Raw genomic sequence first — 23,468 nt, forward strand, 5'->3', positions numbered from 1 at the left:
CGATCCGGAGAAGGCCGTGGGGATACGGAATGGATTACGACGTAATCGTCATCGGCGGCGGGCTGGTAGGGGTATCGATAGCCTGGGGGCTGGCGAGATGCGGACAAAAGGTTGCGATCCTCGACGAAGGCGATCTGGCAAACAGGGCCGCCCGGGCGAATTTCGGTCTCGTATGGAGCTCAAGCAAGGGCCTCGGCAACGCCGCCTATTCGCGGTGGTCGCGAACCTCGACGGCGAACTGGCACCGGCTGGCAGCCGAACTCAAGGCCGAAACCGGTATCGACACCGGCTTTGTCCAGTCGGGCGGCTTCTCAATCCGGCTCACGCCAATGGAGCTCCAACGCGGGATCGCATCGATGGCGAGGCTCGCCGGCCAACCAGGAATGGGCGCGGAAGGAACGCCGCCGCTCGAATATGAGGTACTCGATCAGGCGGAGACGCGCCGCCGCTTGCCCCTCGTCGGCGAGACAGTGGCAGGCGCGATTTTCAGCCCGCTCGATGGACATGCAAACCCGCTGCGGCTGTTCGCTGCCTTTCATAAGGCGCTGCCGCAGCGTGGCGTTCATTATTTTCCGCATCGGAAGACGACTGCGATCCGCCATCGCGCCGGCGGCTTCGAAGTGGCTGGAGAAGGCTGGAGGCTCGACGCCGGCAAGATCGTGCTTGCCGCCGGCATTGGCAATACAGCGCTCGCCCCGATGGTTGGGCTGAGCGTTCCGCTCACCCCGAGCCGCGGCCAGATCATCGTCACCGAGCGGCTGAAACCGTTCCTCAGCCATGCCACCGGCTATCTGCGGCAGACGGACGAGGGCTCTGTGCTGATCGGCGAGAGCAAGGAGGCGACGATCGATCATCAGCGGCCGCGAGGGCCGATCACCGCAGTTCTGGCCGAACGCGCGCTACGCACCTTCCCGCTGCTCAGGGACGCCAGGGCGGTGCGGATCTGGGCGGCGTTCCGTGTGGTGACGCCCGACGGCTACCCCATTTACGAGCAATCGGAGCGGTTTCCAGGCGCCTTCGCAGTCGCCTGCCATTCCGGCGTGACGCTGGCGGCGAACCATGCGCTGGTCCTGCCGCGGCAAATTTCGGCCGGGGCGCTTTCTGCGGATCTTTCCGTATTTCATTCCCGGAGGTTCCATGTTCCGGCGGCTGTCTGACCGAAAAGAGAGTTCGGTCTCATTCACATTCAACGGCGTGCCGACCATGGCCCGCCAGGGCGACAGCGTCGCCGCTGCCCTGTTGGCCGCGGGACATTGCAGCACGCGGCGCACCCCGGTGTCCGGCGCCGCCCGCGGTCCTTACTGCATGATGGGTGTGTGCTTCGAATGCCTGGTCAAGATCGATGGCCAGCCGAACCGGCAGGCTTGCATGACCACCGTCGTGGAGGGCATGCGGGTCGAAACACAGGATGGCGCCGCCATGCCGGGGCAGGAAGAATGATAAAAAACCTTCAATCTGCCGCTGATGTCGCGCCTGCCTATGACCTCGTCGTCGTTGGCGCCGGGCCCGCCGGCCTCTCGGCAGCGATCGAAGCCTCGACCCATGGCCTCGCCGTGTTGCTGGCCGACGAAAACGAAGCGCCTGGCGGCCAGATCTATCGCGCGGTCGAGCGCGCTTCGGACGCCGATCTCGCGCGCATGGGGCCGGACTACGCTGTCGGTCGGATGCTCATCGAGCGCTTCCGGCGCGCGGACCTGAGCTATGCCCGCCGGGCGACGGTGTGGAGCGTCGGACCCGCTGACGAGGAAACCGGCGATGGCGCCCATGCGCTCGAGGTCGGGATCTCGCTCGGCGGCATCGCTCGGCCGGTCGCCGCCCATCGCGTCATTCTCGCAACCGGCGCGCTCGAGCGTCCGTTCCCGTTCCCGGGGTGGACCATGCCCGGCGTCATGGCGGCAGGCGCGGCGCAGATCTTGATGAAGTCGTCGGGCCTGGTGCCCTCCAGACGGACCATCCTCGCCGGGACCGGGCCGCTTTTGTACTTGCTGGCGAGCCAACTCCTGCGGGCAGGCGTGTCCGTGACAGCGGTCGTCGATACCACGCCGGTCGGGAACTGGCGCTCGGCCCTGCCTTATCTGCTTGGTTTTGCCGCGTCGCCCTATGCCCTTAAGGGCTTGAAGCTCCTCTTGGACGTTCACCGTCGAACCCGCGTCATTCGCGGGGTGACCGCGCTCGAGGCGGTCGGTTCCGGACAATTCAGCGCCTTGCGGGTCCATCGCGGCAACAAGTCCCTGCACATCGAAGGCGACCTGCTCCTTCTGCACCAGGGGATCGCGCCGAACCTCAATCTCACGCTCGCAGCCGGGTGCGACTACATCTGGGACGAGCGCCTGGCGGCCTTCCGCCCGGCCGTCGACGGTCGCGGCGCGAGTTCCGTCCCGGGGGTCTCGATCGCCGGTGATGCGGCGGGAATTGTCGGGGCGGTCGCCTCCGCTCACCAAGGAGAGCTCGCGGGCCTGTCTGCGGCGCTCGACCTAAATCGCCTTGGCCAGGCTGCCTACGAACAGCGCCGGGACCAATATGCGCAAAAGCTCGCGCGAGCCCTGAGGGGCAGGACTTTCATCGAACATCGGTTCCGACCCGGCAAAAGGTTTCGGGTACCCGAGGACGACGGCACCATCGTCTGCCGCTGCGAGGAAATTACAGCCGGCAAGCTGCGTGAAGTCGCGGCGCTCGGCGTGCCGGGCCCTAACCAGATGAAGGCGTTCACCCGATGCGGAATGGGACCCTGTCAGGGCCGGCTGTGCGGTCCGACCGCGGTTGAACTGCTGTCGCAATGCCGTGGCGTTGCGCCCGGCGACGTCGGTTACTATCGGCTACGCCCACCCATCAAACCGCTGACGCTGGGCGAGCTCGCCGCTTTGCCGCACACGGAGGCAGCCATCATCGCTGTCGCCGGATTCGTGGAACGCGCCCCAGATGGGGCGCAGGACGCCATAGAGGGGAGCCAGCAATGAGACAGGCCCGCAAGTTCTATATCGACGGTGAATGGGTCGAGCCGTCCGTGTCGAGGACGCTTGAGATCATCGATCCCTCGACGGAGCAGCCGATGGGTACGATCGCACTCGGCAGTGCCGCCGACGCGGAAAAGGCGGTCGCGGCGGCGCGGCGGGCCTTTGCCTCCTATTCGCAGACGTCCAGGCAAGAGCGCGTCGAACTGCTGAAGCGCATTGTAACGATCCTGAACCGCCGCAATGACGAGCTCGGCGACACCATCTCGCGGGAAATGGGCGCGCCGCTCGCCATGGCCCGGGCCGAGCAGGCCGGCATCGGCGCTATCCATTTCGAGCAGGCGATCAAGGCCGTCGAGACCTTTGCCCTCGACTACATGCAGGGGACCACGCGCATCGTGCACGAGCCGGTCGGGGTCGTCGCGATGATCACGCCGTGGAACTGGCCGATCAACCAGATCGCCTGCAAGGTCGCCCCGGCGCTCGCCACGGGATGCACCATGGTGCTGAAGCCTTCGGAGATCGCTCCCTTCAACGCCGTGATCTTCGCCGAGATCATGGATGAAGCTGGTGTACCGAAGGGAGTCTTCAACCTCGTCCAGGGCGACGGCCCGACGGTTGGCACGATGCTCGCCAGCCATCCGGATGTCGACATGGTGTCCTTCACCGGGTCGACCCGTGCCGGCATTGCCGTGGCGCAGGCCGCGGCACCGACGGTCAAGCGGGTGCATCAGGAGCTCGGCGGCAAGTCGCCGAACATCATCCTGCGTAGCGCCGACTTCCCAGCCGCGGTCGCCGCCGGCGTACGCCGTTGCTTCGGCAATTCCGGGCAGACCTGTACTGCGCCAACACGGATGCTCGTGCCTGCGGAGCGAGTGGACGAGGCAAGCTCGATCGCCGCGAGGGAAGCGGCTGCGCTCGTTGTCGGTCCCCCCTCGGATCCGCGCACCGACCTCGGACCGGTCGCAAGCGCCGCCCAGTTCGACAAGATCCAGGCGCTGATCGAACGCGGCATCGCGGAAGGAGCGGAGCTCGTGGCCGGCGGTCCTGGCCGCCCGTCGCATCTCAATGCAGGCTATTACGCACGCCCGACCGTGTTTGCCCGCGTCACCAATCAGATGACGATTGCGCGGGAGGAAATCTTCGGCCCGGTGCTGTCGATCATCGGCTATGACAGCGAAGAGGAAGCAATCACGATCGCCAACGATACGCCCTACGGTCTGGCAGCCTACATTCAGGGCGATCCGAAAGAAGCGCGGGCGCTCGCAGGCAGGCTGCGCACCGGCACTGTTCGCCTCAACAACTCCGCGTGGGATGGCGCCGCTCCATTCGGCGGCTACAAGCAATCCGGCAACGGTCGGGAATACGGGAAGTTCGGACTGCACGAGTTTACCGAGATCAAGGGCATCGTCGGCTTCTCGAGCGAGTGAAATGTGCAAGATAGGTGTGCCCGGCCGGATGGGCGCACGTCGCGCCTGCTATTGGCCCCGGTTTCAGAGTCGCCTCATCCAGAAGTGTTCCTGTCTGCGAACGCCGCCATTCAGCGCTTTGGCCACCTAATTCCGCTCTCCACCGAGGCTGTGTGAAAACTCCCGCTCATGATAGTCTACCTCCAGTTGAGCGGGGGATTCGGCATGGCGGGTTTCATCGAGGGTAAGGATCGGCGAGAGCAGCTGTTCTTGCCGGAATGCCTCGATGATTATGTCACCGAAGACAACCCGGCCCGCGTTGTCGATGTCTTCATCGATGAGCTGGATTTGCGTGCAATGGGCTTTGCCGCCGCGGCGGCGACTGGGCGGCCGGGATATAGCCCGGCAACCATGCTGAAGCTCTACCTCTATGGCTACCTCAACCAAGTGCAGTCGAGCCGGCGGCTGGAGCGGGAGGCGGGCCGCAACGTCGAACTGATGTGGCTGATGGGTAAGCTCGCGCCCGACTTCAAAACGATCGCCGATTTCCGGCGTGACAACGGCGAAGCGATCCGTGCGGTCTGCCGCCAATTCGTGCTTCTGTGCCGCAAGATCGGCCTCATCGCGGGTGGCACGGTTGCGGTCGACGGCAGCCGATTCAAGGCGGTGAACACACGCGACAAAAACTTCACGCCTGGCGCGATCCGCCGACGTATGGAGCAGGTGGATGCCAGCATTGAGCGGTATCTGGGCATGCTCGACACGGCCGACCGGCAGGAGGATGACGTCGCACAGATGCGGGTCAGCCGGCTGAAGGAACGGCTGGACTCGCTGCGGCGGCAGATGCGCGAGTTGCAGGCGATGGAGCAAGCGGTCCAAGACGCGCCGGACCGCCAGATCTCACTGACCGATTCCGATGCGCGGGCCATGGCAACGAGCGGCAAAGGCACCGGCATGGTCGGCTACAACGTGCAAGCGGCGGTCGACGCCGAGCACCATCTGATCGTCGCGCATGAGGTCACCAATGTCGGCCACGACCGGTCCCAACTTGCCAACATGGCTCAGCAGGCCAAGGAAGCGACCGGCGTCGAGGAACTGACAGTCCTGGCCGATCGCGGCTACTTTCTCCGGTGAGGAAATCGTTGCCTGCGAGGCAGTTGGAGCGACGCCGATCGTGCCCCGACCGTTAACATCCGGGGCGAAGGCGGACGGTCGTTTCGACAAGCAGGACTTCATCTATCAGCCAGAGACCGACAGCTATCGCTGCCCGGCAGGCGAACAACTGATCTGGCGCTTCACCGCGGTGGAGAAGGGTCTGATCCTCAGCCGTTACTGGTCGAGCAACTGCGGCAGCTGCGCCATCAAGGCAAAATGCACGCCGAGCAAACAGCGGCGCATCACCCGCTGGGAGCATGAGGCAGTCCTGGAGAAGATGCAGCGCAGGCTGGACGAGATGCCGGACGCGATGCGGATCAGGCGCAGCACCGTCGAGCACGTATTTGGCAGCCTCAAAGACTGGATGGGAAGAGACCACTTCCGGATGCGAAGGCTACGAAATGTCGGAACGGAAATGAGCCTCCACGTCCTCGCCTACAACATCAAGCGAGCCATCGCCGTCCTCGGCGCTCCCGCGTTGATGGGGTGCAATGAGAGGGTGAGACCGTCTCGACCTCGCACGCCGCAACCTTGAAGATTCATGTCCCGCCCAAAAACGCGTTTTCACACGGCCTCCACCCGTTCCAGACGCCCGCCGGACTGGTCGCCGTGTCTGACCGCCCGGAGAGGATTAGAACTGCGGACCCGCACCCTGGAACCACTGGCGCGAGCAATCGGGAGCGGAAACGATCGCCCGCTTATGCGATTGCCGCCTGGACAAGCGCTACAGAGGTGGAAGCCGCTTCTTGACTGACGTCCCCTTAATAACGGCGGTGCTGGTGACCGCATGCTCGGAAAGGGCTTCGAGCACGTCGTCCATCTGCTCGATCGACCGAACGACGAGGCGTGCCAGAAACGGATCGTCGCCAGTGATCTTGTCGCACTCGATAAATTCGGGGCGATCCTGAATCAGTTTCTCGACGAGGTGCAACTTGCCGGGAAGCGGTCTGATCCGCACCATGGCACGTATCTGGTAGCCGATCGCGCGCGTATCGACGTCGAGCGTGAAGCCGCGAATGATGCCGGCACCCTCAAGCCGGCGCACCCGCTCCGAGACGCTCGGCGCCGACATGCCGACGACGCTGGCGAGCTCGCGCATAGACAGCCGCGAATCGGCATCCAGCGCCGTCAGTATTCGCGCATCGGTCTCGTCCAAGGACGATTTTCCGAATTGAAGGTCATTGCGGCCATTTGCTTTCGACATGACATGAAAACTATCCGATCCGGCCACATCCATCCATGGAAATCGACGATCTTGCCTCGCATGATTGCTGAAAAAGGAGCAATTCATGCCAATCGGTATCATCGCCGGCCTCACGACCTGTGCATTGTGGGGCCTGACTTTCGTCGCGCCGCGCGCCGTTGAACCCTTCTCGGCCTGGGATCTGACGATTGCGCGCTATTGCGTTTTCGGGATTGCCTGCCTGCTGCTGATGCTGCATCCGCGCTTTCGCCCAACCGGCATCGCGTTGCCCCGCAGCGCAATCGGCCTTCTCCTTGGAGGCGTGGGCTATGTCGGCTATTTCGTCAGCGCAGCTTTTGCGGTTCGGCTCGCCGGCGCCGCGATCCCGCCGCTGATCATCGGCACCATGCCGGTGTTTCTCGCCGTCATCGCGAACCTGCGCGAACGCTCAGTCTCTTGGCGTGCGCTTGCGCTTCCGCTCGTCCTGATCGCTGTCGGCGTGGCGATCGTGAACATCGCGGCCATCCGAACGGTCCAGTCGGTGGATACCGGCGCGATCCTGCTCGGCATGCTTTCGGCCTGCGCCGCCCTTTGCATCTGGATTGTCTATGGCATGGTGAATGCGGCGGTCATGAGTGCGCCCGACGCGCCGGATGGCTTGCGCTGGACCGGGCTCCAAGGCATCGGCGCTGCACTTGGAAGTCTCGTGCTGTTGCCCCTGAGCTCGTTCGGAGCATCAGACGCCCTTCCGGCTTTCGACACGTTTCGGTTTATTGCATGGGCACTCCTCATGGGCCTTGCTGGATCATGGTTCGCGACATGGTGCTGGGTCGTCGCCTCGCGCCGCCTTCCGTTGGCGCTCTCGGCTCAGCTGATCGTCGCCGAAACAGTGTTCGGTCTTGCCTACGGCTTCGTTTTGGAAGGGCGGTGGCCCACCGCAGCGGAGGCGATCGGGGCCGTCCTACAGTTCATCGGTGTGATCTCTGCGATCACCGTGTTCAGCAAGCCAGAATCTGTCGGCGTGCCGCAAGCATCGTCCGTGGAGATTTGAACCTTGGGCGCCTTGAACAGATTCGAGCCTGCGACCCATCGGTTCGCGCACAGACTGGAGAATCTGATTTCGACAATTTCAACCGTTTTCGGCGGTGAACAGATTGGCCTAAAATGACTGCGTCTTCCTTCGGCATCAACCTTGAGAAGGCCGACCTCTTGCTCTATATGATGCGTGATGATTGATGCGCGATGAGGCGAATATGAGAACGACCCTGGCAATCGACGACGATGTCCTGATCGCCGCAAAGGCGATGGCATCCCAGCAGCACCGGAGCGTCGGCGAGGTCATTTCCGAGCTGGCGAGACGTTCTCTGCGCCGACCGAGCAGCAGCGGCGAGCGCAATGGAATTCCTCTCCTGTCATCTCGGCCGGATGCGCCGCCAGTGACGCTCGAAATCGTCAACGCCTTGCGTGACGAACTGCCGTGACTTTCCTGCTCGACGTCAATGTGCTGATTGCCTTAATCGATCCGGGCCATGTGGCCCATGATGATGCGCACGAATGGTTCGCGGCGGTAGGTCAGACCGCGTGGGCCACCTGCCCTATAACCGAAAATGGTGTCATCCGGATCGTCGGCAATCCCAAATATCCCAATTCTCCCGGTTCACCGTCACTCGTGATGGAGATCGTCGGCAAATTGCGGTCGCTCCCCGGTCATAGTTTTTGGCCGGACAATGTGAGTCTTGTCGGGTCAAGCGATATCGCTCCCACGAAAATCCTAACTTCGGGGCAGGTAACTGACACCTATCTGCTTGCGCTTGCCAAGGCGCGTGGCGGGCAGCTGGCGACATTCGATCGCAAGCTATCAGCAGCGGCGGTCACAAGGGGCAATTCTGCCTTGCACCTGATCACTGCAAATAGGTCGTGAGACACGCTGTCCGACGATCCGTCGTCTCCGTCAATGAGCTCGCTTGTCACGTGCCTGGCTGCCCGCCAAAGGCGACGGTGGTGCTTGTGATGCAGGGCGCACGAAGGAGGTAGGTCTCGATTCACAAAGCAATGCAGCATCTCACAAAGGCCGACATTGCGCTTGCGTTCGCGACCGTAGCAGAAAGACCTGATTGACGATTTTCAAAACCAAACTAAGAGAACACCGCGACCGGAAAGACGCGTCGGCCCGATCGGCAGGGCGTTGCCAGTAAATGGAGCCGGCGGATGACATCCGCCTTTCCTTGGAGGCTTGCGCTTTTTAGCTTTTTTGCTTACCGGTACATCGGCTGACCACACAGCTGGTGGACTCGCCGGTGCGGCCGGGGCCGCGTTCGGAAGTCGGCCGTTTGTCCCTTAGGGCCACGGCCGTCCAAAACCTCAATGACACTCCGTCAAATGAATGCTTCGTCCTCCCCAATACAATACCTCGGCACCCAGCATCGCCGGGGCCGACGGTGACCGCCGCATACAAAATCGTAAGACACTGGCAAAGCACAGTACAGGCGCCACGCTCATTATCTTCTGCGGTTCGATCCTGAACCGCAACATGGAGTTCAAGATGAGTAACATGAGCCTTTTGAGCGTTGCGTTCGCCGCCAGTGTCGCAACCGCATCGGTCGCCTGCGGCATCGCGTCCGTGAATCCCGCAGCTGCTGCCGAACACCTGCCTGGCACCGACGATGCCACAGAATATGCGAGGCTAAGCAGCAGCAAGCTCCGCCTCGCCGATGCGATCGCGGCGGCGGAGAAAAAATTCGGCGGCAAAGCCGTCGATGCCGCGCTGGACGATGAGCAACAGATTGCCACATTCGAGGTCGAGCTCATGACTGCAACTGGCTCGAAAGAAGTGTCGGTTGACGGTCAGACGGGCGAGGTGAAGGAGGTCACAGACGCCGGAGGCCGCGAGGCGGGTAACGGATCGTCAGACGACGAATAGTCGCTTCTTTGTTTTAGCTGTCCTGGATGCGGCCCTGACGATCTTCGGGGCCGTATTGGCTTGCGCATGGGACGGCACCGGCCTGATTATGCGTCAAGCGAGACCGGCGAGAAGAAGCCATAGAGAACGCGCGTAGGCGGGTAGACCAACTCCTGCCCCTGAGTTTCGGTTCGGGTGAGCTCGGGCGGGTTTGATCCCGACCAGGAGGATGCCCCCCGAGCTTGCTCCAGCCAAAGATCAATACATCCTGAGGACGGTTGGAACGTATCCCTGGGCATGAAGGTACGCGGATATTTCGGCCAGCGGGAGGACCATGAAAAAGAAGCATGCGTCGCTGAAGGTCCGCCAGATAGCATTGGGCGAAAAACTGGTTTCGCGTGGTTCCCGGTATGAAGACAGCCTGGGCCAAAACAAGGGTGTCCTGCCGGCGTACGACTCATATTCGGCGCCAAATCGGGCATGCAAGTAGCGCTCCTCTTGTCGCGCCGTCGCGAAAAATACGAGGTACGTCGTCACACCCAACAAAGTCGCGGCGGTGATCGAGCCGAACAGCAGACCACTCCCGAAAGATCCCAATGTCGAGAAGAGATAAAGCGGATTCCTGCTGACCGAGTAGGGACCGCTGATGACCAATTCCGTATTTTTGCGGCCACCGACGTAGAGAGTGCTCCAGAGCCGACCGAAGACGCAAAGGAGCACGAGGGCAAGGCCGAGGAGTTCTGTCACCTCATGCATGGGAGACGCCTCGTTCCAGGCGGGTCGCGTCAGCAACAGCCCGATCAGTCCGAAGGCACCAAGATAACGAAGAAATCGCAGCCTTTTACTTTGATCCACCGGGGGCTGCGTAACAGAATGGATAGCGGGTCTTCTCACGTAGCAACTCCGACCAGATGTTGCGCCACGCGGAGAGTCATTCTCGACCAACAAGGTGGCGAATGGTGAACCGCAAATTCAGGCCCTCGGCCTGCCCCAAGGGCCCGGACAGAGTGTCAGGCCAGACCTTTTTCGGGATCGGCCGCCCTCTCGGGCGCGCGGCTAACAGTCATGTAGACGACGATCGCGGCGATGATCAGCAGGAACATGAGGCTGGTATAGATCGTACCGAATCCAAGGCCGCCGTAGTCCGACGGTTGCGCCAAGTAGTCGCCGAGCGAGGCTCCGAGCGGCCGGGTGAAGATATAGCAAAGCCAAAATGTCAGGACAGCGCCCGTCTTCCCCACGGAGTATGCGACCACGATCATGCCGATCACAACCGCGAAGACGAACCCGGTCGTGAGATACCCGAAGCCGAAGTTCTCGGAGATCAGATCGCCGAGCGCCGTTCCGAGAGCGAATGTAAAGAGAATGCACAGCCAGTAGAACACCTCGCGTCGCGCCGTCGTGATTGAATGGATGGACAGCGTTCGTTCGCAGGCTTTCCAAACCATGAACGTCATGATGAGGGCGATGCTGAAGACAACTGTCGAAACCTCCAGCGGCAAATTGAGGTTGTCAGTCAGGTTGTCGGTGACAAGCGTACCGACAATGCTGATAAGCACCACAGCCACCCAGTAAAAGAACGGCACATAGCGCTTCTGAGCAAATTGGAGCGCAATCGCTGCGACGAGCAAAGCGCTCATGATCATGGATGTGGCGGTCAGGCCGAGTCCCATGTTCACTGCAAGGTAGTCGGCGGCCGTTTCACCCATGGTGACGGCCATGAGCTTGATCAGCCAGAAATCGACGGTTACGGGTGGAACACGATTGGGGCGCCCGAGAGCTCTTGCCTGCGTCATCACTGTTCTCCTCACAGGCTCGATCCAGCTTTTCCCAAAATCTTCATGGCGTCGGAGAGAAACATGTCCGAACGGGTGTCATCGTCCGCATTGCAACGCTCCACGGCCTTGGCCTCCAGGTCATTGACCCTCGCCATATCGGCGGCGCCAAGCTTCGCCGCGGCCTTCGAGGCCCTCATGTCCTTCAGCATAGTCTCACATGGAACAGGGCCACCGGCATGAGCAGGAATGGCGATGAGCGCTGAGGCGACGGTCAGGATTGCGGCAACTGTTGCTTTCATTGGAACCTCCATGGGAGCGGCTCTCAGGCCGTTGTTTGGGACGCCGGCGGCGGCGCTGGCACCACCGGTGCAACAGTTGTAGAGAGGCGGCCATACGAGCGTCTTGCCGCGAGAATACGGTTTCGTAAGGAACTTCTCGGGAAAAGCGCGGCCAAGCCGTGTCTTACGGATTTGTAAGTATTCGAACAGGTTCAGGACACAATACTGCGCCATTCATGGAGCCGAAGGCTTTGAGAGGCGGACCGGCAATGCGCATCCTCGTCGTTGAGGACGACCAAAAGACATCGGGGTACATTTCCAGGGGGCTTTCCGAAGCGGGCCATGTTTGCGACCTCATCGAGGACGGTCGTGACGCCCTTTTTCAGGCTAGCCGTGAGCCGTACGACGTGATGATCGTGGACCGCATGCTTCCGGGTCTGGACGGGCTTTCCCTCGTAAAAGTGGTCCGCGCCGCGAAAGTGAAAACTCCCGTGTTGTTTCTGACAGCGGTCGGTGGCGTCGACGACCGGGTCGAGGGACTTGAGGCGGGCGGCGACGATTACCTGACAAAGCCATTCGCCTTTTCGGAACTGCTCGCCCGTGTCAACGCTCTTTCCCGGCGCCCTCCTGCGCAGGACCAGAAAACGGTACTTCGCTTTGCCGATCTCGAGATGGACATCGTCAAGCGTCAGGTTACTCGCCGAGGACAGCTAATCGACCTGCAGCCGCGGGAATTCACGTTGCTCGAAGTCCTGATGCGCGCGGAAGGGAGGGTGCTGACGCGAACGATGCTTCTCGAACGCGTGTGGGATTTCCACTTCGACCCTAAGACCAGCGTCGTCGAAACTCATATCAGCCGGCTAAGAGCCAAGATCGACAAACCATTTGACGCGCCGCTGCTCCACACCGTGCGCAATACCGGGTATCGCCTTGATGCACGCCGCTAGACTGCTGCGAAGCACTCCCTTCCGTTTGGCGCTCACGTTTGGCTTCCTCTTCGTGCTGGCGTTCCTCGTCACCGGAGCCATCATTTACGCATTGCTGAAGCGGGAATTGGTCGAGGCGCTCGATACCTCCGTGCGCGAGACCTATTCGGTAATGGCATCAACTTACTCAGGTGGCGATCCGCAGGACCTCATCGCAGCGATCGAAAGCTTCGCCAAGCTCAAGCGGTCGGAGGGTCAGGTGTATCTGCTGATCGATGAACAGGGCGAGCGACTGGCCGGCAATCTTGCATCCGCCTCAAGTGATACTGGCCTGGCGACGGTTAGCGCCTCGGACCTGGGGCTGAAAGGCGTCGAGCGTTTTCGGATAGTCGCTGGCGATGTGGGCAAGTATCGGCTCGTCGTTGGTCATAGTTTCGCCGAAACCGACGAACTCGAGGAAATCGCTTTGGCGAGTTTCGCATGGGCCTCAGGGGTGATCGTCGCCTTGGCTTTCGCGGGTGGCGCCTTTCTCGCCAACCGCGCTCAGCATCGACTGGAGGGCATTGCGCGCACAATGAGCGAGGTCTCGAACGGCAATCTCGCTGTGCGCATCCCCGCTGCGCGGGAACGATGACGACATCGACATCGTCTCCAAACATATGAACGAGGCGCTGGATCGCCTCTCGGGGCTGGTCGAGGGCATGCGTCAGGTCAGCTCCGATATCGGCATGACCTGAAGACGCCGCTCAATCGGTTGCGAGTGACGATCGAGCAGGCAATGCAACGAGCCGAACGAAACGAGGACGTCCAGGATTGCCTCGTCGAGGCCTGCGAGGAGAGCGACCGGATCAACTCGACCTTCCAAGCCTTGCTGCGGATATCGCAGATCGAAGCGGGCGCGCGGAAGACGCGATTCAAGCCCGTCGACCTGTTCGACGTCATGAAGTCGGTTGCGGAGATCTATCGCAGCGTCGCTGAAGATAGCGAACAGGAGCTCGAGTTCACATCAGAAGTGAAGCCTCCCTGTTTGATCGAGGGTGACCGCGAGTTGCTTACTCAACTTTTCGTCAATCTGGTCGAAAATGCCATCACCCATTGCCCACCGAAAACACTGATCAGGATGACGCTGACGCAGGATGATGGAAGCTTGCGGGCCACCGTCGCCGACGACGGCCCTGGGATCCCGGCAGGGGAGCGCGAGCTCGTGTTCCGGCGCCTGTACCGGCTCGACAAGAGTCGAACGACACCCGGCAGCGGCCTCGGTCTTACTCTCGTGAAGGCAATCGCCGATCTGCACTCGGCCAGCGTCGTGCTCGAGGGGCGACAGCCAGGTCTGCAAGCGGCTATCCATTTTCCTCCGCAACAACTGAGTTAGATATGAAGAGATTTTTGAAGGTGATCGCAGGCTCGGCCGGCGCAACTGCGCTCATGTTCGGCGGCTATCTGGGCGTCCTCCAACTCACCGGCAATTTCCACGAGGTGCTGCCGGGGGAGCTTTACCGATCGGCACAGCCCTCTGCCTCGGACATCGCGAGCTATGCACGGCAATATGGCATCAAAACCATCGTGAATCTGCGGGGCGAGAGCAGGGAAGCCTGGTATTTGCAGGAGGTGGAGGCGTCCAACCGAGCCGGCATTGCTCATGTCGATTTCCGTCTGTCAGCCTCCCGGCGCGTGTCGCCGCAGCAGGCGCGACAACTGATCGCGCTGCTGCAGAAGGCACAAAAACCGATACTCGTCCATTGCCAGGCCGGCGCTGACAGAACGGGCCTGGCCTCAATGCTCTACCTTCAGCAGATCGCGCGGATCGACGAAGAGACCTCGGAACGGCAGCTATCGGCCCGCTACGGCCACATCGGTATCCCATACATTTCCGCCGCCTTTGCCATGGATGAGACCTGGGAGAACCTGGAAAAGCTCGTCTTTCATCTGACGAGTTGAAATGCTCTGCGTTTGATCCGCTTCGTGCCCGGCTTCGGCTGCGCGACATGCCACTGCCGATCGGCTTCAATAAAACCGTGTCGCAGCCCTTCATGGGAGAGCACCGTGCGGTACCTCGGGATCGAGGTCGACGACGCTTTAGCCATATCTGAGCAAATCGAGCTGCAGCAATGAAAAGCGACGCTTCTCACCCGGGAAATCAAGCTGCGAAGATTGGTGAACGAGGTAGCCAGACTGCCGCTTCCCCAAAGCAGTTGGATCAGATCAACTTCCCCTTTGAGGTCGCCTCGCGACCTTGGGTGCGCGCAGCACACACGTCCGGTGTTGGCGTTCCCGCCCCTTCAGGGGGCATCAACGCGAACGTTCCGCCGTCCGAGGCGCTCTGAACTCGCGGCCCCAGAGTGCGGGTCGGCCCTTGACGCCAGGCGATGAAATTACAATCTATGCGGCAACCCGTTGGTCCGGGCCCCTCTGGCGAGAGCCTCGGCACTCTTGCGATGTCGGACCTTTTTTCCGACAAGCAGTGCCGATAGGGATCTTCAATGGACCTCTCTCTTTTGTTCGTCGAGTGGCTGGGAACGCCGCTCTGGATGTGGTCGAGCTTTTTCGTCCTCGTTATCGCCATCCTGTCGTTCGACCTCGGTATTCTCCACAAGCAGAACAAGGAAATCGGCGTCCGCGAAAGCGTCAAGCTTTCCGCTCTCTATATTGCGCTCGGCCTCGTCTTTGGTGGCTGGGTGTGGTGGTATCTCGGCTCCGAGGCCGGCCTTGCCTATCTGACAGGCTTCGTCGTCGAAAAAACGCTGGCGCTCGACAATGTCTTCGTCATCGCCCTGATCTTCTCCTTCTTCGCCGTGCCGCGCATCTACCAGCACCGGGTGCTCTTCTGGGGCATCCTCGGCGTGATCGTGCTGCGCGCGATCATGATTGGCGTCGGCGCGACGCTGGTCGGCGAATTCGCCTGGGTGCTTTATATCTTCGCCGCGTTCCTGATCGTCACCGGCATCAAGATGCTGGTGATCAAGGAAGCGGCGCCCGACGTCGCGAAGAACGCGCTCGTCCGCTTCATGCGCCAGCGCTTCAACGTCACCGACGAGCACCACGACGAGCGGTTTTTCGTCAAGCAGGCACACCCGAGGACCGGCAAGATGAGCTGGTTCATCACGCCGCTCTTCATGGCGCTCGTGCTGGTCGAGGTGGCCGACGTCGTCTTTGCGGTGGACTCGGTTCCCGCTATTTTCGCGATCACCACGGATCCGTTCATCGTCTACACCTCGAACATCTTCGCGATCCTTGGCCTTCGCGCCCTCTATTTCGCGCTCGCGGCGATGATTCATCGCTTCCGTTATCTGAAGCCTGCGCTCGCCATCGTCCTGATCTTCATCGGCTCGAAGATCTTCGTCGCCGATCTGATGGGACTTGAGAAATTCCCGGCCGCGCTTTCGCTCGGCATCACCTTCGCGATCATCGCTGCCGGCGTGGTCTGGAGCCTGATGAAAACGCGGGGTCAGCAGCAGCCTGCATGACGGGCTCTGCTCCCAGAAACACCGTTAACTAGAAGGAAACAGATATGATCTCGGATTTCATCGGCTGGATTTTTGCCCTACTCGTCGTCGATCCGCTGCAAGCCCAGGTTCAGGAGCAAGTCGAGCGCGCGAGGCTGCCCGTGGAGATCATTCGGCAATCCCAGGCCTGCCTGACCTCCCAGGGGCCGCAACTGATCGAGCGCGCCGCCGGCGACTACGGCTGGGCGGCGGCCACGGTCGTCAACGTAGCGATCGGCCGCACCGCGCCGGCGGAGCTTCTCGATAACCGGGATCCGCAATGCGCGGCCCTGGTGAGCGTTCTGAGCGGAGCCGACGAGGACGCGTAACGGCTCGTCGGGGTGAAATGGAGGGTGACATGAGCCTTCAACACCATCCTATCTCTGTCGCCGCATGCGCCGCCTCATGCATCCGAGCCAGGCGGGCAACAAATAGCGGCGGACGTATAAGATATGGCTCACAAACGCTCTTCGCCCTTTCGGAGGAAGCAAGATCGCTGTAACACTTCGACGGTTTACGGTCCTACGGCGCCGCACGCGTCCAGACGCGAGAAGCTTGCTTTAGTACTTTGAATCGCTGATGTTTTATCCTCAAGTCGAGCAGAACTTAAGGAATGAATGGAATAGGAGCGATGCAGCATGGATGAGCGTGGTGCGGGATTACCCATGGGCGTACAGGGTTTTCCGGAACATCTTCTGTCCGGCTACCGCAACTTCATGAGCGGTCGTTTCAGCGAGCAGCAGCAACGCTACAAGACGCTTGCCGAGAGCGGACAGAAACCGAAGACAATGGTCATTGCCTGTTGCGATTCGCGTGCCGCACCCGAAACGATCTTCGATGCCGGTCCGGGCGAACTCTTCGTCGTCCGCAACGTCGCCAACATGATGCCGCCATACGAACCGGACGGGCACTATCACTCGACCTCGGCCGCGCTCGAATTCGCGGTCCAGTCCTTGCGCGTCAGCGACATTGTCGTCATGGGGCACGGACGCTGCGGCGGCATCAAGGCCGCGCTCGATCCAGACGCCGAACCCCTCTCCCCCGGCGATTTCATCGGCCGCTGGATGAACCTGCTGAAGCCCGCCGCCGAGCAAATCCAGAGCAACGAGCTCATGACCCAGGCGGAGCGCCAGCGGGCGCTCGAGCGCGTGTCGATCCGCAATTCGATCGCCAATCTCCGGACATTCCCTTGCGTGCAGATCCTGGAATCGAACGGGAAGCTGAAACTGCACGGCGCTTGGTTCGACATCTCCACCGGCGAACTCTGGGTGATGGACGCGAAGTCCGGCGATTTCGTTCGGCCGGGAATCTGAAGCCCGATCGCTTCGAACTGCGCTATCTGGGCAAGTGATCAGATGAAATGGATGAAGAGCTTCGCCGGCCTCGACCAACTCGCGGGGAGAAAACCGGCCTGCCGTTAGGCGGGGCCGAGACGATCTCACAGCACGTAGTCGACGGCGATCTGGCAGGCTTCTCGATCGCTTCGCGCGGCTTCGACGGCGCGTCCCCCCTCATCGAGCACGAGGTCACCAACCTCCAACTCGACGCTCCTATGTCACCAGAAACAGCGAATGACACCGTGCATCGCAACTTATTGCCAGCGGAAATCAAACCGGCAGAGCCGTTTTTGGCACCGTGATGTCGTAGCCGCGCTGCATCTGTGAACGGCCTCTTGACGCCGAGCGGGACGTCTCTAACGGGCGCCCCGCTCTCGGACATCGTGCTGACGACCCGCTGCACTTGGCCTGCTGAAGCGCCTGTCCACTGGGCCCTTGGATAGTTTCGCCGGACGAAACACAGCCTGAAAGCGCCGCTGACGCCAGCAGCAACACGAAACCCTTAGCCTTCATGAATCACCCCCATCGATAGGGCATAGATTCACACCTTCCCATTGAAGTGGACCACGCAGTTTGTTGCGCAGGTGAGCGAGTATTGCGGGGTCATTCATCTTGCGATCCTGCCCGATTGCCAGTTTGCGCCATCGCCCACCTTTTAAGGTCGCGAAGCAAACGCCGGCAACAGTCCGGGGCTTCCCCGTCCAGCCTTGAAGTCGAGCGCCTCAATGAGCGCCGGAGCGAATTTCTCAGTGCCGCATAGCGATCCACTGCCACATTGCCGTTTGATTGAGGGCATCGGTGAGGGGTTCCAGGTCGATCAAGGTCGCGCCGGCGTGATGCTGTGTAGCGCTGGGCAGATAGGCAGGAGATGCGGCCATAACCGGAGCCGTACAAGGCTGTGGCAAAGCCATGCTGGGCAGCCGTCGCAAGTCTTTCGTAGCGAGAAGTCAGAGCCATCGAGTAAACAGGCCGTCTCAGACCATTGCGGCATGCCAGACGCGGACACGCTGGCGATCTATTTAGCAAGGCTTTGGGCACTCGTGTGATCTGGCCGGCAAGACAGCGTGTCACAGGGAGCCGCCCGGATTCCCGATTGAAGGCGGGGGAACTTCGCTTAACCTTGGGCTCGGGGCACCGTTTCTGAAGAGGCCGGTTGGACATGCCACTCAAGGGGCTGATTTTCGATGTCGATGGGACGCTCGCCGAAACCGAGGAGCTTCACCGTCTCTGCTTCAACGACGCGTTTGCGAATGCTGGGCATGACTGGGAGTGGCCCCGTGAGCTTTACTGCCAGCTCCTGAAGGTCACGGGCGGCAAGGAACGCATCCACCACTATCTCGACTGCATGGGCCTTGACCTCGGCACGGACGCTGCGGCGCGGATCGCCGAGCTGCATGCCGAAAAGAACAGGCTTTATGCGCGCAGAACGGCTTCGGGCGTGGCGCTCCGGCCGGGCGTGAGGCGTCTCATCGCCGAGGCGCGCGCATGCGGACTAGCGGTGGCGGTTGCCACGACGACCAGCCGAGGCAATCTCGACGCCCTGATTGCGGCGGCGTTCGGGACCGCCGCAGCGGGTTGGTTCTCGGCCGTTGTGACCGGCGAGGACGTCAGCCGGAAGAAGCCGGACCCCGCAGCCTATCTTCAAGTGCTGGACCAGCTTGGCCTAACGCCGAGCGAATGCGTTGCCTTTGAGGACTCGCGCAATGGGCTGCTGGCGGCAAAGGCGGCCGGGCTGCCAGTGATACTTACTCCGAGCCTCTACACCCAGGATGAGGATCACGGGGAAGGCGATTGCGTCGTTTCTGACTTGGGTGAGCTCGGTCGGCCCCTGCGGCACATCAGTGGCTGGAAGCCGGCGGGCGATGTGATCGACCTCGCCGCCCTGCAGGCATTGCTGGAGCATCGCACCTGCGAACGGTGATGACGGCGGTAAATCTTGCTTAGCGCAATGCTAAGCAAAGTAAACTTTACTTATCGCCGCTCGTGCCGTCATCTTTGCTCTGCGCAGCAACAAGCCGGTTGAACCGGCCGGCAGAGGGAATGCCCGAATGAATGCTTTTTCGCCACCGCCCCGCCTGCTGATGGGCCCCGGTCCGTCCAACGTCGCGCCGGAAGTGCTCGCGGCACAGGCGCGACCGACGATCGGCCATCTCGATCCAAGTTTCGTCGGATTGATGGACCTCATCAAGGACCAACTCCGCGTCGCTTTCCGAACAGACAACCGGGTGACCTTCCCCCTCTCGGCCCCGGCCTCGCTCGCCATGGAGATGGCGTTAGTGACGCTGCTCGAACCGGGCGACACTGCGATCATCGCGCAAAACGGCGTGTTCGGCGGACGCATGGCCGAAATTGCGCGGCGGGCGGGCGCGGAGGTGCGGCTGGTTTCCGCCGAATGGGGCAAGCCTGTTGATCCCGAGGCGGTCCGCGCATCGATCCTGGAGGCGCCGCAGGCCAAGCTGCTCGCTTTCGTGCACGCGGAGACCTCGACCGGAGTGCGGTCGGATGCGACCGCGCTCTGCGGCCTGGCGCGCGAGGCGGGCATGCTGTCGGTCGTGGACACCGTGACTGGCCTCGGCGGCATTCCGGTGCTGGCCGATGACTGGCAGGCGGACGCGGTCTATGCCGGTACGCAGAAATGTCTGTCCGCGCCGCCGGGCCTTGCGCCGATCACCTTTTCCGACCGCGCCGTCGCGGCGGTGAAGGCGCGCAATTCGCCGATCCAAAGCTGGTTCCTCGATCTCGGTCTGATGCTTGGCTACTGGGACGGGGAAGGTGCCCGCTCGTACCACCATACCGCGCCGGTCAATGCGCTGTACGGCCTGCACGAGAGCCTTTCCCGCCTGCTTGGGGAAGGATTGGAGACCGCATGGGTGCGCCACAGCGCAGCCCATGAACGGCTGGTTGAACGATTGCATGGGCTCGACGTCGCCTTCGTTGTCGACGAGGAGCACCGCCTGCCGCAGCTGAATACAGTATGGATCCCGGAAGGCGCGGAGGACGCCCGCGCACGCAGACGTCTGCTCGATGAATTCGGGATCGAGATTGGCGGAGGACTCGGGCCGCTCGCCGGGCGCATCTGGCGCATCGGCCTGATGGGCGAAACATGCCGAATGGAGAATGTGGACCGTCTGGCCGACGCGATCGCGGCAATTCTGCCGTAGGGAACGCCAGCTGGTCATGCCGCGCAGGAATCGCCATTTAACGTGTTCGGGAGGCTTCGGCGGTGCGGGGGGCGGCGATAGCGTGCGTGAGTTGTTGGAGTTGAGCAGGTGCGCGTATTGCTGGACCTTCCGATCAGCCGGATCGGGACTGTATCGAGACGCGCGACACTGCCTAGTCGCATCTTGAAAAAGTCGGGCGGAAGGAGCTTCGAGCGTTGGAGAAGCCTCTTGCGGCCTTCGTGGAACGCTCCAGCGAACTACCGGTTGCCCAAGCCTGGACTGCTCATCCGCGCATAGCAGCCGCGCAGCACCTGCCCAATGGACTTCCGCAGTCCACCCACCTGAGACGATCGATGGATGGCCGATGCGACCGTCGCCCTCGGGAGTCGACTGTGCATCCGTCGCCTTGAAGGGATTCGAACCGTCGCCCCAGCGATGCCCGATCGCTTAAGCTACTGAATCCTTAGGGCTTGGGACCACTGTCTGGGTGTAAGACCGTATGTCCGTTTTCGTGCCTGAGGTGGCTCGCCCTACACTGGTCTTCCGAGGGTTGCTCGGATAGGCCGAGCCGATCCTCATCACAGGAGGACGAGCCGTGGCAGATTATAGAGAAGCCTTTGTCGGAATCGATGTCGCCAAGCTGAAGAATGCTATTGCTGTTGCTGAATCCGGCCGGGAGGGAGAGATCCGCTATGTCGGCGAGATCGAAGCGTCGGATGTCACCATGCGCCGTATCATCCAGCGGATCGCCGCTAAGTTTGATCGCGTGCATTTCTGCTATGAGGCCGGGCCCACCGGTTACGGTCTCCACCGGCTCATCGTCTCACTTGGCTACGAATGCATAGTCGTCGCCCCATCCTTGATCCCAAGGAAGCCAGGCGACAGGGTGAAGACGAACCGTCGAGATGCGCTTGCGCTCGCCCGGCTACTGAGGGCCGGCGAGCTCACGCCGGTGTGGGTTCCAGACCAGGGTCACGAAGCGATGCGAGATCTCGTTCGTGCTCGAGCTGCCGCAGTCGAGACATTGCGGGTCCATCGGCAACAGATAAGCGCCTTCATGCTCAAACATGGCCGCATCTACCCACGCAAGAAAGGCTGGACAATGCGATACTTGCGCTGGCTGCAGGAGCAGCAGTTCAATCATCCGGCACATCAGATCGCACTGCAGGAAATGGCCGAGGCGGTCCGCGTCTCGAAAGAGCGCGTCGAACGGTTGGAGAAGGTGATCGAGGAGTTCGTCCCGAATTGGTCTCTCGCCCCTGTTGTTCGAGCGCTGCAGACCCTTCGAGGTGTGGATCTGATTGTCGCCGTCACCTTCGCCACGGAAGTTGGTGACGTCACTCGATTTGAAAGCCCTCGCCAACTGATGGGGTATCTCGGTTTGGTTCCGGGTGAGCGCTCCACGGGCGAGACGGTGAGACGAGGCGGAATAACGAAGGCGGGTAACGGTAGGGTCCGGCACCTACTGGTCGAGAGCGCATGGACCTATCGGCATCCGCCAAGGGTCGGCACAAGGAAACTCTACCTCATGGAGCATGCGCCCTCGAGAGTTCGAGAGATCGCTTGGAAGGCTCAGAGTCGGCTAACGGCTCGCTATCGCAAGTTGGCTGGACGGGGTAAACGAACGACGGTGGTTTGCACTGCAATTGCCCGCGAGCTGGCCGGCTTCATGTGGGCGGTTGCAAGGGAGGCGCAGGCGATCAAATCGTAGGGCATCACCACGAACATACACCTCGCGCATTGGCGGAGGCGGGACAACGGCAGGGGAATATCCGTCACCGCTTTGTGGCCGGCAGCGACCGACGCCCGCAGTAAGATAGGAACAGCCCCGGACGCACAATCGGGAATGCGGTAGCCAACCCGCGCATCAGAGTTTGATCACCGACGTCCTTGAGTTCCGCCTCCACCAATGCGCGACGATCTTTCTCGGCCGTTCGTTCGAACGGGTGCTTACTTGTGCCAAAATCGTTGACAACGGGTGTTTTGCGCCCACCTTCCGGATCACGTCGTGATTGACGATGTTGAGCCCGAACGAGGGCTTGGACATATGTCGATTTCACAGCTTACGCTTAAATCTAGCGATGAAGAGCCGGCGCGCCGGTTCGAGGTTTTCACGGGCAGCGGCCGACGGCGCGAGTGGAGCGACGAGCGCAAGGCGCAGATCGTCGCCGAGAGTTATGAGCCGGGTGTGAAGGTCTGTGCCGTGGCTCGGCGTCATGGATTGACCCCGCAGCAATTGTTCACCTGGCGTCGGCTCGCCCGCAAGCCGCTCGAAGCTGTGCCGGTCGTCGAGGACGTTCCGATGTTTGCGCCAGCGGTCCTGGATGTGCCTACGAAGCCTGTGGCGAAAGAGCCCGCGCGTGCATCGAGAAAGAAGTCGAGCAGCGGCGTAATCGAATTGGAGATCGGCGGCGCGATCGTCAGGATCGCATCCGGCGCGGACGCCGCTACGATTGCCGCCGTCATTCAGGCGGTAAAGGCACAGTCGTGATTGGGCCGTCGGGAGCGGTAAAGGTCATGGTCGCCACCCGGCCTGTCGACTTTCGCAAAGGTGCGGAGGGCCTGGCGGCGTTGGTCAAGGCAGAGATGGGTGCTGACCCGTTCTCCGGCACGATCTACGTGTTCAGAGCCAAGCGGGCAGACCGGATCAAGCTCGTCTTCTGGGATGGCAGCGGCGTGTGCCTGGTGTCCAAGCGGCTTGAGGATGGCGAGTTCCATTGGCCCCGGATGCAGGATGGTGCGATGCGTCTGACGGCCGCTCAGTTCTCAGCATTGTTCGAGGGGCTGGATTGGAAGCGCGTTCATGCACCAATCGAGGCGCGTGTTCCGGAGAAGGCGGGATAGCCCACCGCGACCAATTGAATCAGGCTCACCCACACCCTCGTCTTGGTCGCTGGATTATGCTG

Annotated in this window: 23 protein-coding genes and 2 pseudogenes; 21 read left to right on the forward strand and 4 right to left on the reverse strand. The window is 61.6% G+C overall.

All coding sequences use genetic code 11. The features are described 5' to 3' along the window. The first annotated feature begins 29 nt into the window (after positions 1–29). The 5 genes and pseudogenes from USDA257_RS09905 (at position 30) to USDA257_RS09925 (ending at position 6,050) form a co-directional block, all read left to right on the forward strand. Positions 30–1,157 (forward strand): NAD(P)/FAD-dependent oxidoreductase, encoded by a 1,128-nt coding sequence (locus tag USDA257_RS09905; protein WP_014762800.1) that lies wholly within the window; start codon positions 30–32, stop codon positions 1,155–1,157. Beyond that, positions 1,138–1,440, forward strand: a complete 303-nt coding sequence (locus USDA257_RS09910) for a (2Fe-2S)-binding protein (protein ID WP_041414055.1) — start codon at positions 1,138–1,140, stop codon at positions 1,438–1,440. Before USDA257_RS09905 ends, USDA257_RS09910 begins: the two co-directional genes overlap by 20 nt. After that, complete coding sequence (locus tag USDA257_RS09915; protein WP_041414056.1) at positions 1,437–2,957, forward strand: NAD(P)/FAD-dependent oxidoreductase; 1,521 nt, start codon at positions 1,437–1,439, stop codon at positions 2,955–2,957. The genes USDA257_RS09910 and USDA257_RS09915 overlap by 4 nt, the downstream gene beginning before the upstream one ends. Further along, complete coding sequence (locus USDA257_RS09920; RefSeq protein ID WP_014762802.1) at positions 2,954–4,381, forward strand: aldehyde dehydrogenase family protein; 1,428 nt, start codon at positions 2,954–2,956, stop codon at positions 4,379–4,381. The genes USDA257_RS09915 and USDA257_RS09920 overlap by 4 nt, the downstream gene beginning before the upstream one ends. Positions 4,382–4,585: 204 nt before the next feature. Continuing rightward, positions 4,586–6,050 (forward strand): annotated as a pseudogene (locus USDA257_RS09925) (IS1182 family transposase). A gap of 189 nt (positions 6,051–6,239) precedes the next feature. On the opposite strand, the gene USDA257_RS09930 reads toward USDA257_RS09925, so the two are convergent. Beyond that, the gene (locus USDA257_RS09930; protein ID WP_048657470.1) at positions 6,240–6,719 is read right to left on the reverse strand and encodes an Lrp/AsnC family transcriptional regulator; all 480 of its coding nucleotides are present in this window, start codon (positions 6,717–6,719) and stop codon (positions 6,240–6,242) included. Between the two features lie 85 nt (positions 6,720–6,804). Between USDA257_RS09930 and USDA257_RS09935 the strand changes: the two genes are divergently transcribed. The 4 genes from USDA257_RS09935 (at position 6,805) to USDA257_RS09950 (ending at position 9,618) form a co-directional block, all read left to right on the forward strand. Further along, positions 6,805–7,749 (forward strand): DMT family transporter, encoded by a 945-nt coding sequence (locus tag USDA257_RS09935; RefSeq protein ID WP_014762806.1) that lies wholly within the window; start codon positions 6,805–6,807, stop codon positions 7,747–7,749. 202 nt (positions 7,750–7,951) lie between these two features. Beyond that, a complete protein-coding gene (locus USDA257_RS09940) occupies positions 7,952–8,179 on the forward strand; it encodes a CopG family transcriptional regulator (RefSeq protein WP_086018045.1) in 228 nt (75 codons plus the stop codon). Continuing rightward, positions 8,176–8,619, forward strand: coding sequence for a TA system VapC family ribonuclease toxin (locus USDA257_RS09945; RefSeq protein WP_014762808.1), 444 nt, complete (start codon positions 8,176–8,178; stop codon positions 8,617–8,619). The genes USDA257_RS09940 and USDA257_RS09945 overlap by 4 nt, the downstream gene beginning before the upstream one ends. A 462-nt stretch (positions 8,620–9,081) precedes the next feature. Next, complete coding sequence (locus tag USDA257_RS09950) at positions 9,082–9,618, forward strand: PepSY domain-containing protein (protein WP_014762809.1); 537 nt, start codon at positions 9,082–9,084, stop codon at positions 9,616–9,618. A 237-nt stretch (positions 9,619–9,855) separates the two neighbouring features. Here USDA257_RS09950 and USDA257_RS09955 read toward each other — a convergent pair whose 3' ends face one another. From USDA257_RS09955 to USDA257_RS09965, 3 genes are all read right to left on the reverse strand, one after another. Beyond that, positions 9,856–10,353 carry a methyltransferase family protein gene (locus tag USDA257_RS09955; protein ID WP_144051918.1) on the reverse strand — a complete coding sequence of 166 codons (498 nt, stop codon included), beginning with the start codon at positions 10,351–10,353 and terminating at the stop codon, positions 9,856–9,858. A 254-nt stretch (positions 10,354–10,607) separates the two neighbouring features. After that, complete coding sequence (locus tag USDA257_RS09960) at positions 10,608–11,393, reverse strand: COG4705 family protein (protein ID WP_014762811.1); 786 nt, start codon at positions 11,391–11,393, stop codon at positions 10,608–10,610. Positions 11,394–11,404: 11 nt separating this feature from the next. Beyond that, entirely contained in the window at positions 11,405–11,674 is a 270-nt protein-coding gene (locus tag USDA257_RS09965) for a hypothetical protein (protein WP_086018047.1), read from the reverse strand. A 248-nt stretch (positions 11,675–11,922) separates the two neighbouring features. Between USDA257_RS09965 and USDA257_RS09970 the strand changes: the two genes are divergently transcribed. The 12 genes and pseudogenes from USDA257_RS09970 to tnpB all read left to right on the forward strand — a co-directional run bounded on the left by USDA257_RS09970 (position 11,923) and on the right by tnpB (position 23,406). Further along, entirely contained in the window at positions 11,923–12,600 is a 678-nt protein-coding gene (locus USDA257_RS09970; RefSeq protein WP_014762814.1) for a winged helix-turn-helix domain-containing protein, read from the forward strand. Next, positions 12,587–13,954, forward strand: a pseudogene (locus USDA257_RS38740) (ATP-binding protein). The gene USDA257_RS09970 and the pseudogene USDA257_RS38740 overlap by 14 nt, the downstream one beginning before the upstream one ends. A gap of 2 nt (positions 13,955–13,956) precedes the next feature. Continuing rightward, positions 13,957–14,520: a dual specificity protein phosphatase family protein gene (locus USDA257_RS09980; RefSeq protein ID WP_014762815.1), complete on the forward strand. Its 564-nt coding sequence runs from the start codon at positions 13,957–13,959 to the stop codon at positions 14,518–14,520. A gap of 542 nt (positions 14,521–15,062) precedes the next feature. Further along, entirely contained in the window at positions 15,063–16,046 is a 984-nt protein-coding gene (locus USDA257_RS09985) for a TerC family protein (RefSeq protein WP_014762816.1), read from the forward strand. 44 nt (positions 16,047–16,090) lie between these two features. After that, complete coding sequence (locus USDA257_RS09990) at positions 16,091–16,393, forward strand: hypothetical protein (protein WP_014762817.1); 303 nt, start codon at positions 16,091–16,093, stop codon at positions 16,391–16,393. Positions 16,394–16,729: 336 nt separating this feature from the next. After that, positions 16,730–17,377: a carbonic anhydrase gene (locus tag USDA257_RS09995; protein ID WP_014762818.1), complete on the forward strand. Its 648-nt coding sequence runs from the start codon at positions 16,730–16,732 to the stop codon at positions 17,375–17,377. A gap of 47 nt (positions 17,378–17,424) precedes the next feature. After that, positions 17,425–17,703: a hypothetical protein gene (locus USDA257_RS36585; protein ID WP_014762819.1), complete on the forward strand. Its 279-nt coding sequence runs from the start codon at positions 17,425–17,427 to the stop codon at positions 17,701–17,703. A gap of 857 nt (positions 17,704–18,560) precedes the next feature. Further along, positions 18,561–19,322, forward strand: a complete 762-nt coding sequence (locus tag USDA257_RS10005) for an HAD-IA family hydrolase (RefSeq protein WP_014762821.1) — start codon at positions 18,561–18,563, stop codon at positions 19,320–19,322. Positions 19,323–19,449: 127 nt separating this feature from the next. After that, entirely contained in the window at positions 19,450–20,562 is a 1,113-nt protein-coding gene (locus tag USDA257_RS10010; RefSeq protein ID WP_014762822.1) for a pyridoxal-phosphate-dependent aminotransferase family protein, read from the forward strand. A 595-nt stretch (positions 20,563–21,157) separates the two neighbouring features. Next, a complete protein-coding gene (locus USDA257_RS10015; RefSeq protein WP_014762823.1) occupies positions 21,158–22,273 on the forward strand; it encodes an IS110 family transposase in 1,116 nt (371 codons plus the stop codon). A 297-nt stretch (positions 22,274–22,570) separates the two neighbouring features. Continuing rightward, on the forward strand, positions 22,571–23,053 hold the full coding sequence (gene tnpA, locus USDA257_RS10025) for an IS66-like element accessory protein TnpA (RefSeq protein WP_223843413.1): 483 nt from the start codon (positions 22,571–22,573) through the stop codon (positions 23,051–23,053). Continuing rightward, positions 23,050–23,406: an IS66 family insertion sequence element accessory protein TnpB gene (gene tnpB / locus USDA257_RS10030; protein WP_041414058.1), complete on the forward strand. Its 357-nt coding sequence runs from the start codon at positions 23,050–23,052 to the stop codon at positions 23,404–23,406. The genes tnpA and tnpB overlap by 4 nt, the downstream gene beginning before the upstream one ends. Positions 23,407–23,468: the final 62 nt, after the last annotated feature.

Source organism: Sinorhizobium fredii USDA 257, assembly GCF_000265205.3.
GTDB lineage: Bacteria > Pseudomonadota > Alphaproteobacteria > Rhizobiales > Rhizobiaceae > Sinorhizobium > Sinorhizobium fredii_B.

What these genes read in the sequence shown, in the direction of transcription:
- USDA257_RS09910 (WP_041414055.1), top strand. Translation starts at nt 1,138, where the DNA reads ATGTTCCGGCGGCTGTCTGACCGAAAAGAGAGTTCGGTCTCATTCACA.
- USDA257_RS09970 (WP_014762814.1), top strand. Translation starts at nt 11,923, where the DNA reads ATGCGCATCCTCGTCGTTGAGGACGACCAAAAGACATCGGGGTACATT.
- USDA257_RS09980 (WP_014762815.1), top strand. Translation starts at nt 13,957, where the DNA reads ATGAAGAGATTTTTGAAGGTGATCGCAGGCTCGGCCGGCGCAACTGCG.
- USDA257_RS09915 (WP_041414056.1), top strand. Translation starts at nt 1,437, where the DNA reads ATGATAAAAAACCTTCAATCTGCCGCTGATGTCGCGCCTGCCTATGAC.
- USDA257_RS09950 (WP_014762809.1), top strand. Translation starts at nt 9,082, where the DNA reads ATGCTTCGTCCTCCCCAATACAATACCTCGGCACCCAGCATCGCCGGG.
- USDA257_RS09940 (WP_086018045.1), top strand. Translation starts at nt 7,952, where the DNA reads ATGAGAACGACCCTGGCAATCGACGACGATGTCCTGATCGCCGCAAAG.
- USDA257_RS09985 (WP_014762816.1), top strand. Translation starts at nt 15,063, where the DNA reads ATGGACCTCTCTCTTTTGTTCGTCGAGTGGCTGGGAACGCCGCTCTGG.
- USDA257_RS09955 (WP_144051918.1), bottom strand. Translation starts at nt 10,353, where the DNA reads ATGCATGAGGTGACAGAACTCCTCGGCCTTGCCCTCGTGCTCCTTTGC.
- USDA257_RS09930 (WP_048657470.1), bottom strand. Translation starts at nt 6,719, where the DNA reads ATGTCGAAAGCAAATGGCCGCAATGACCTTCAATTCGGAAAATCGTCC.
- USDA257_RS36585 (WP_014762819.1), top strand. Translation starts at nt 17,425, where the DNA reads ATGGATGAAGAGCTTCGCCGGCCTCGACCAACTCGCGGGGAGAAAACC.
- USDA257_RS10010 (WP_014762822.1), top strand. Translation starts at nt 19,450, where the DNA reads ATGAATGCTTTTTCGCCACCGCCCCGCCTGCTGATGGGCCCCGGTCCG.
- USDA257_RS09960 (WP_014762811.1), bottom strand. Translation starts at nt 11,393, where the DNA reads ATGACGCAGGCAAGAGCTCTCGGGCGCCCCAATCGTGTTCCACCCGTA.
- USDA257_RS10005 (WP_014762821.1), top strand. Translation starts at nt 18,561, where the DNA reads ATGCCACTCAAGGGGCTGATTTTCGATGTCGATGGGACGCTCGCCGAA.
- USDA257_RS09935 (WP_014762806.1), top strand. Translation starts at nt 6,805, where the DNA reads ATGCCAATCGGTATCATCGCCGGCCTCACGACCTGTGCATTGTGGGGC.
- USDA257_RS09995 (WP_014762818.1), top strand. Translation starts at nt 16,730, where the DNA reads ATGGGCGTACAGGGTTTTCCGGAACATCTTCTGTCCGGCTACCGCAAC.
- USDA257_RS09905 (WP_014762800.1), top strand. Translation starts at nt 30, where the DNA reads ATGGATTACGACGTAATCGTCATCGGCGGCGGGCTGGTAGGGGTATCG.
- USDA257_RS09920 (WP_014762802.1), top strand. Translation starts at nt 2,954, where the DNA reads ATGAGACAGGCCCGCAAGTTCTATATCGACGGTGAATGGGTCGAGCCG.
- USDA257_RS09965 (WP_086018047.1), bottom strand. Translation starts at nt 11,674, where the DNA reads ATGAAAGCAACAGTTGCCGCAATCCTGACCGTCGCCTCAGCGCTCATC.
- USDA257_RS09990 (WP_014762817.1), top strand. Translation starts at nt 16,091, where the DNA reads ATGATCTCGGATTTCATCGGCTGGATTTTTGCCCTACTCGTCGTCGAT.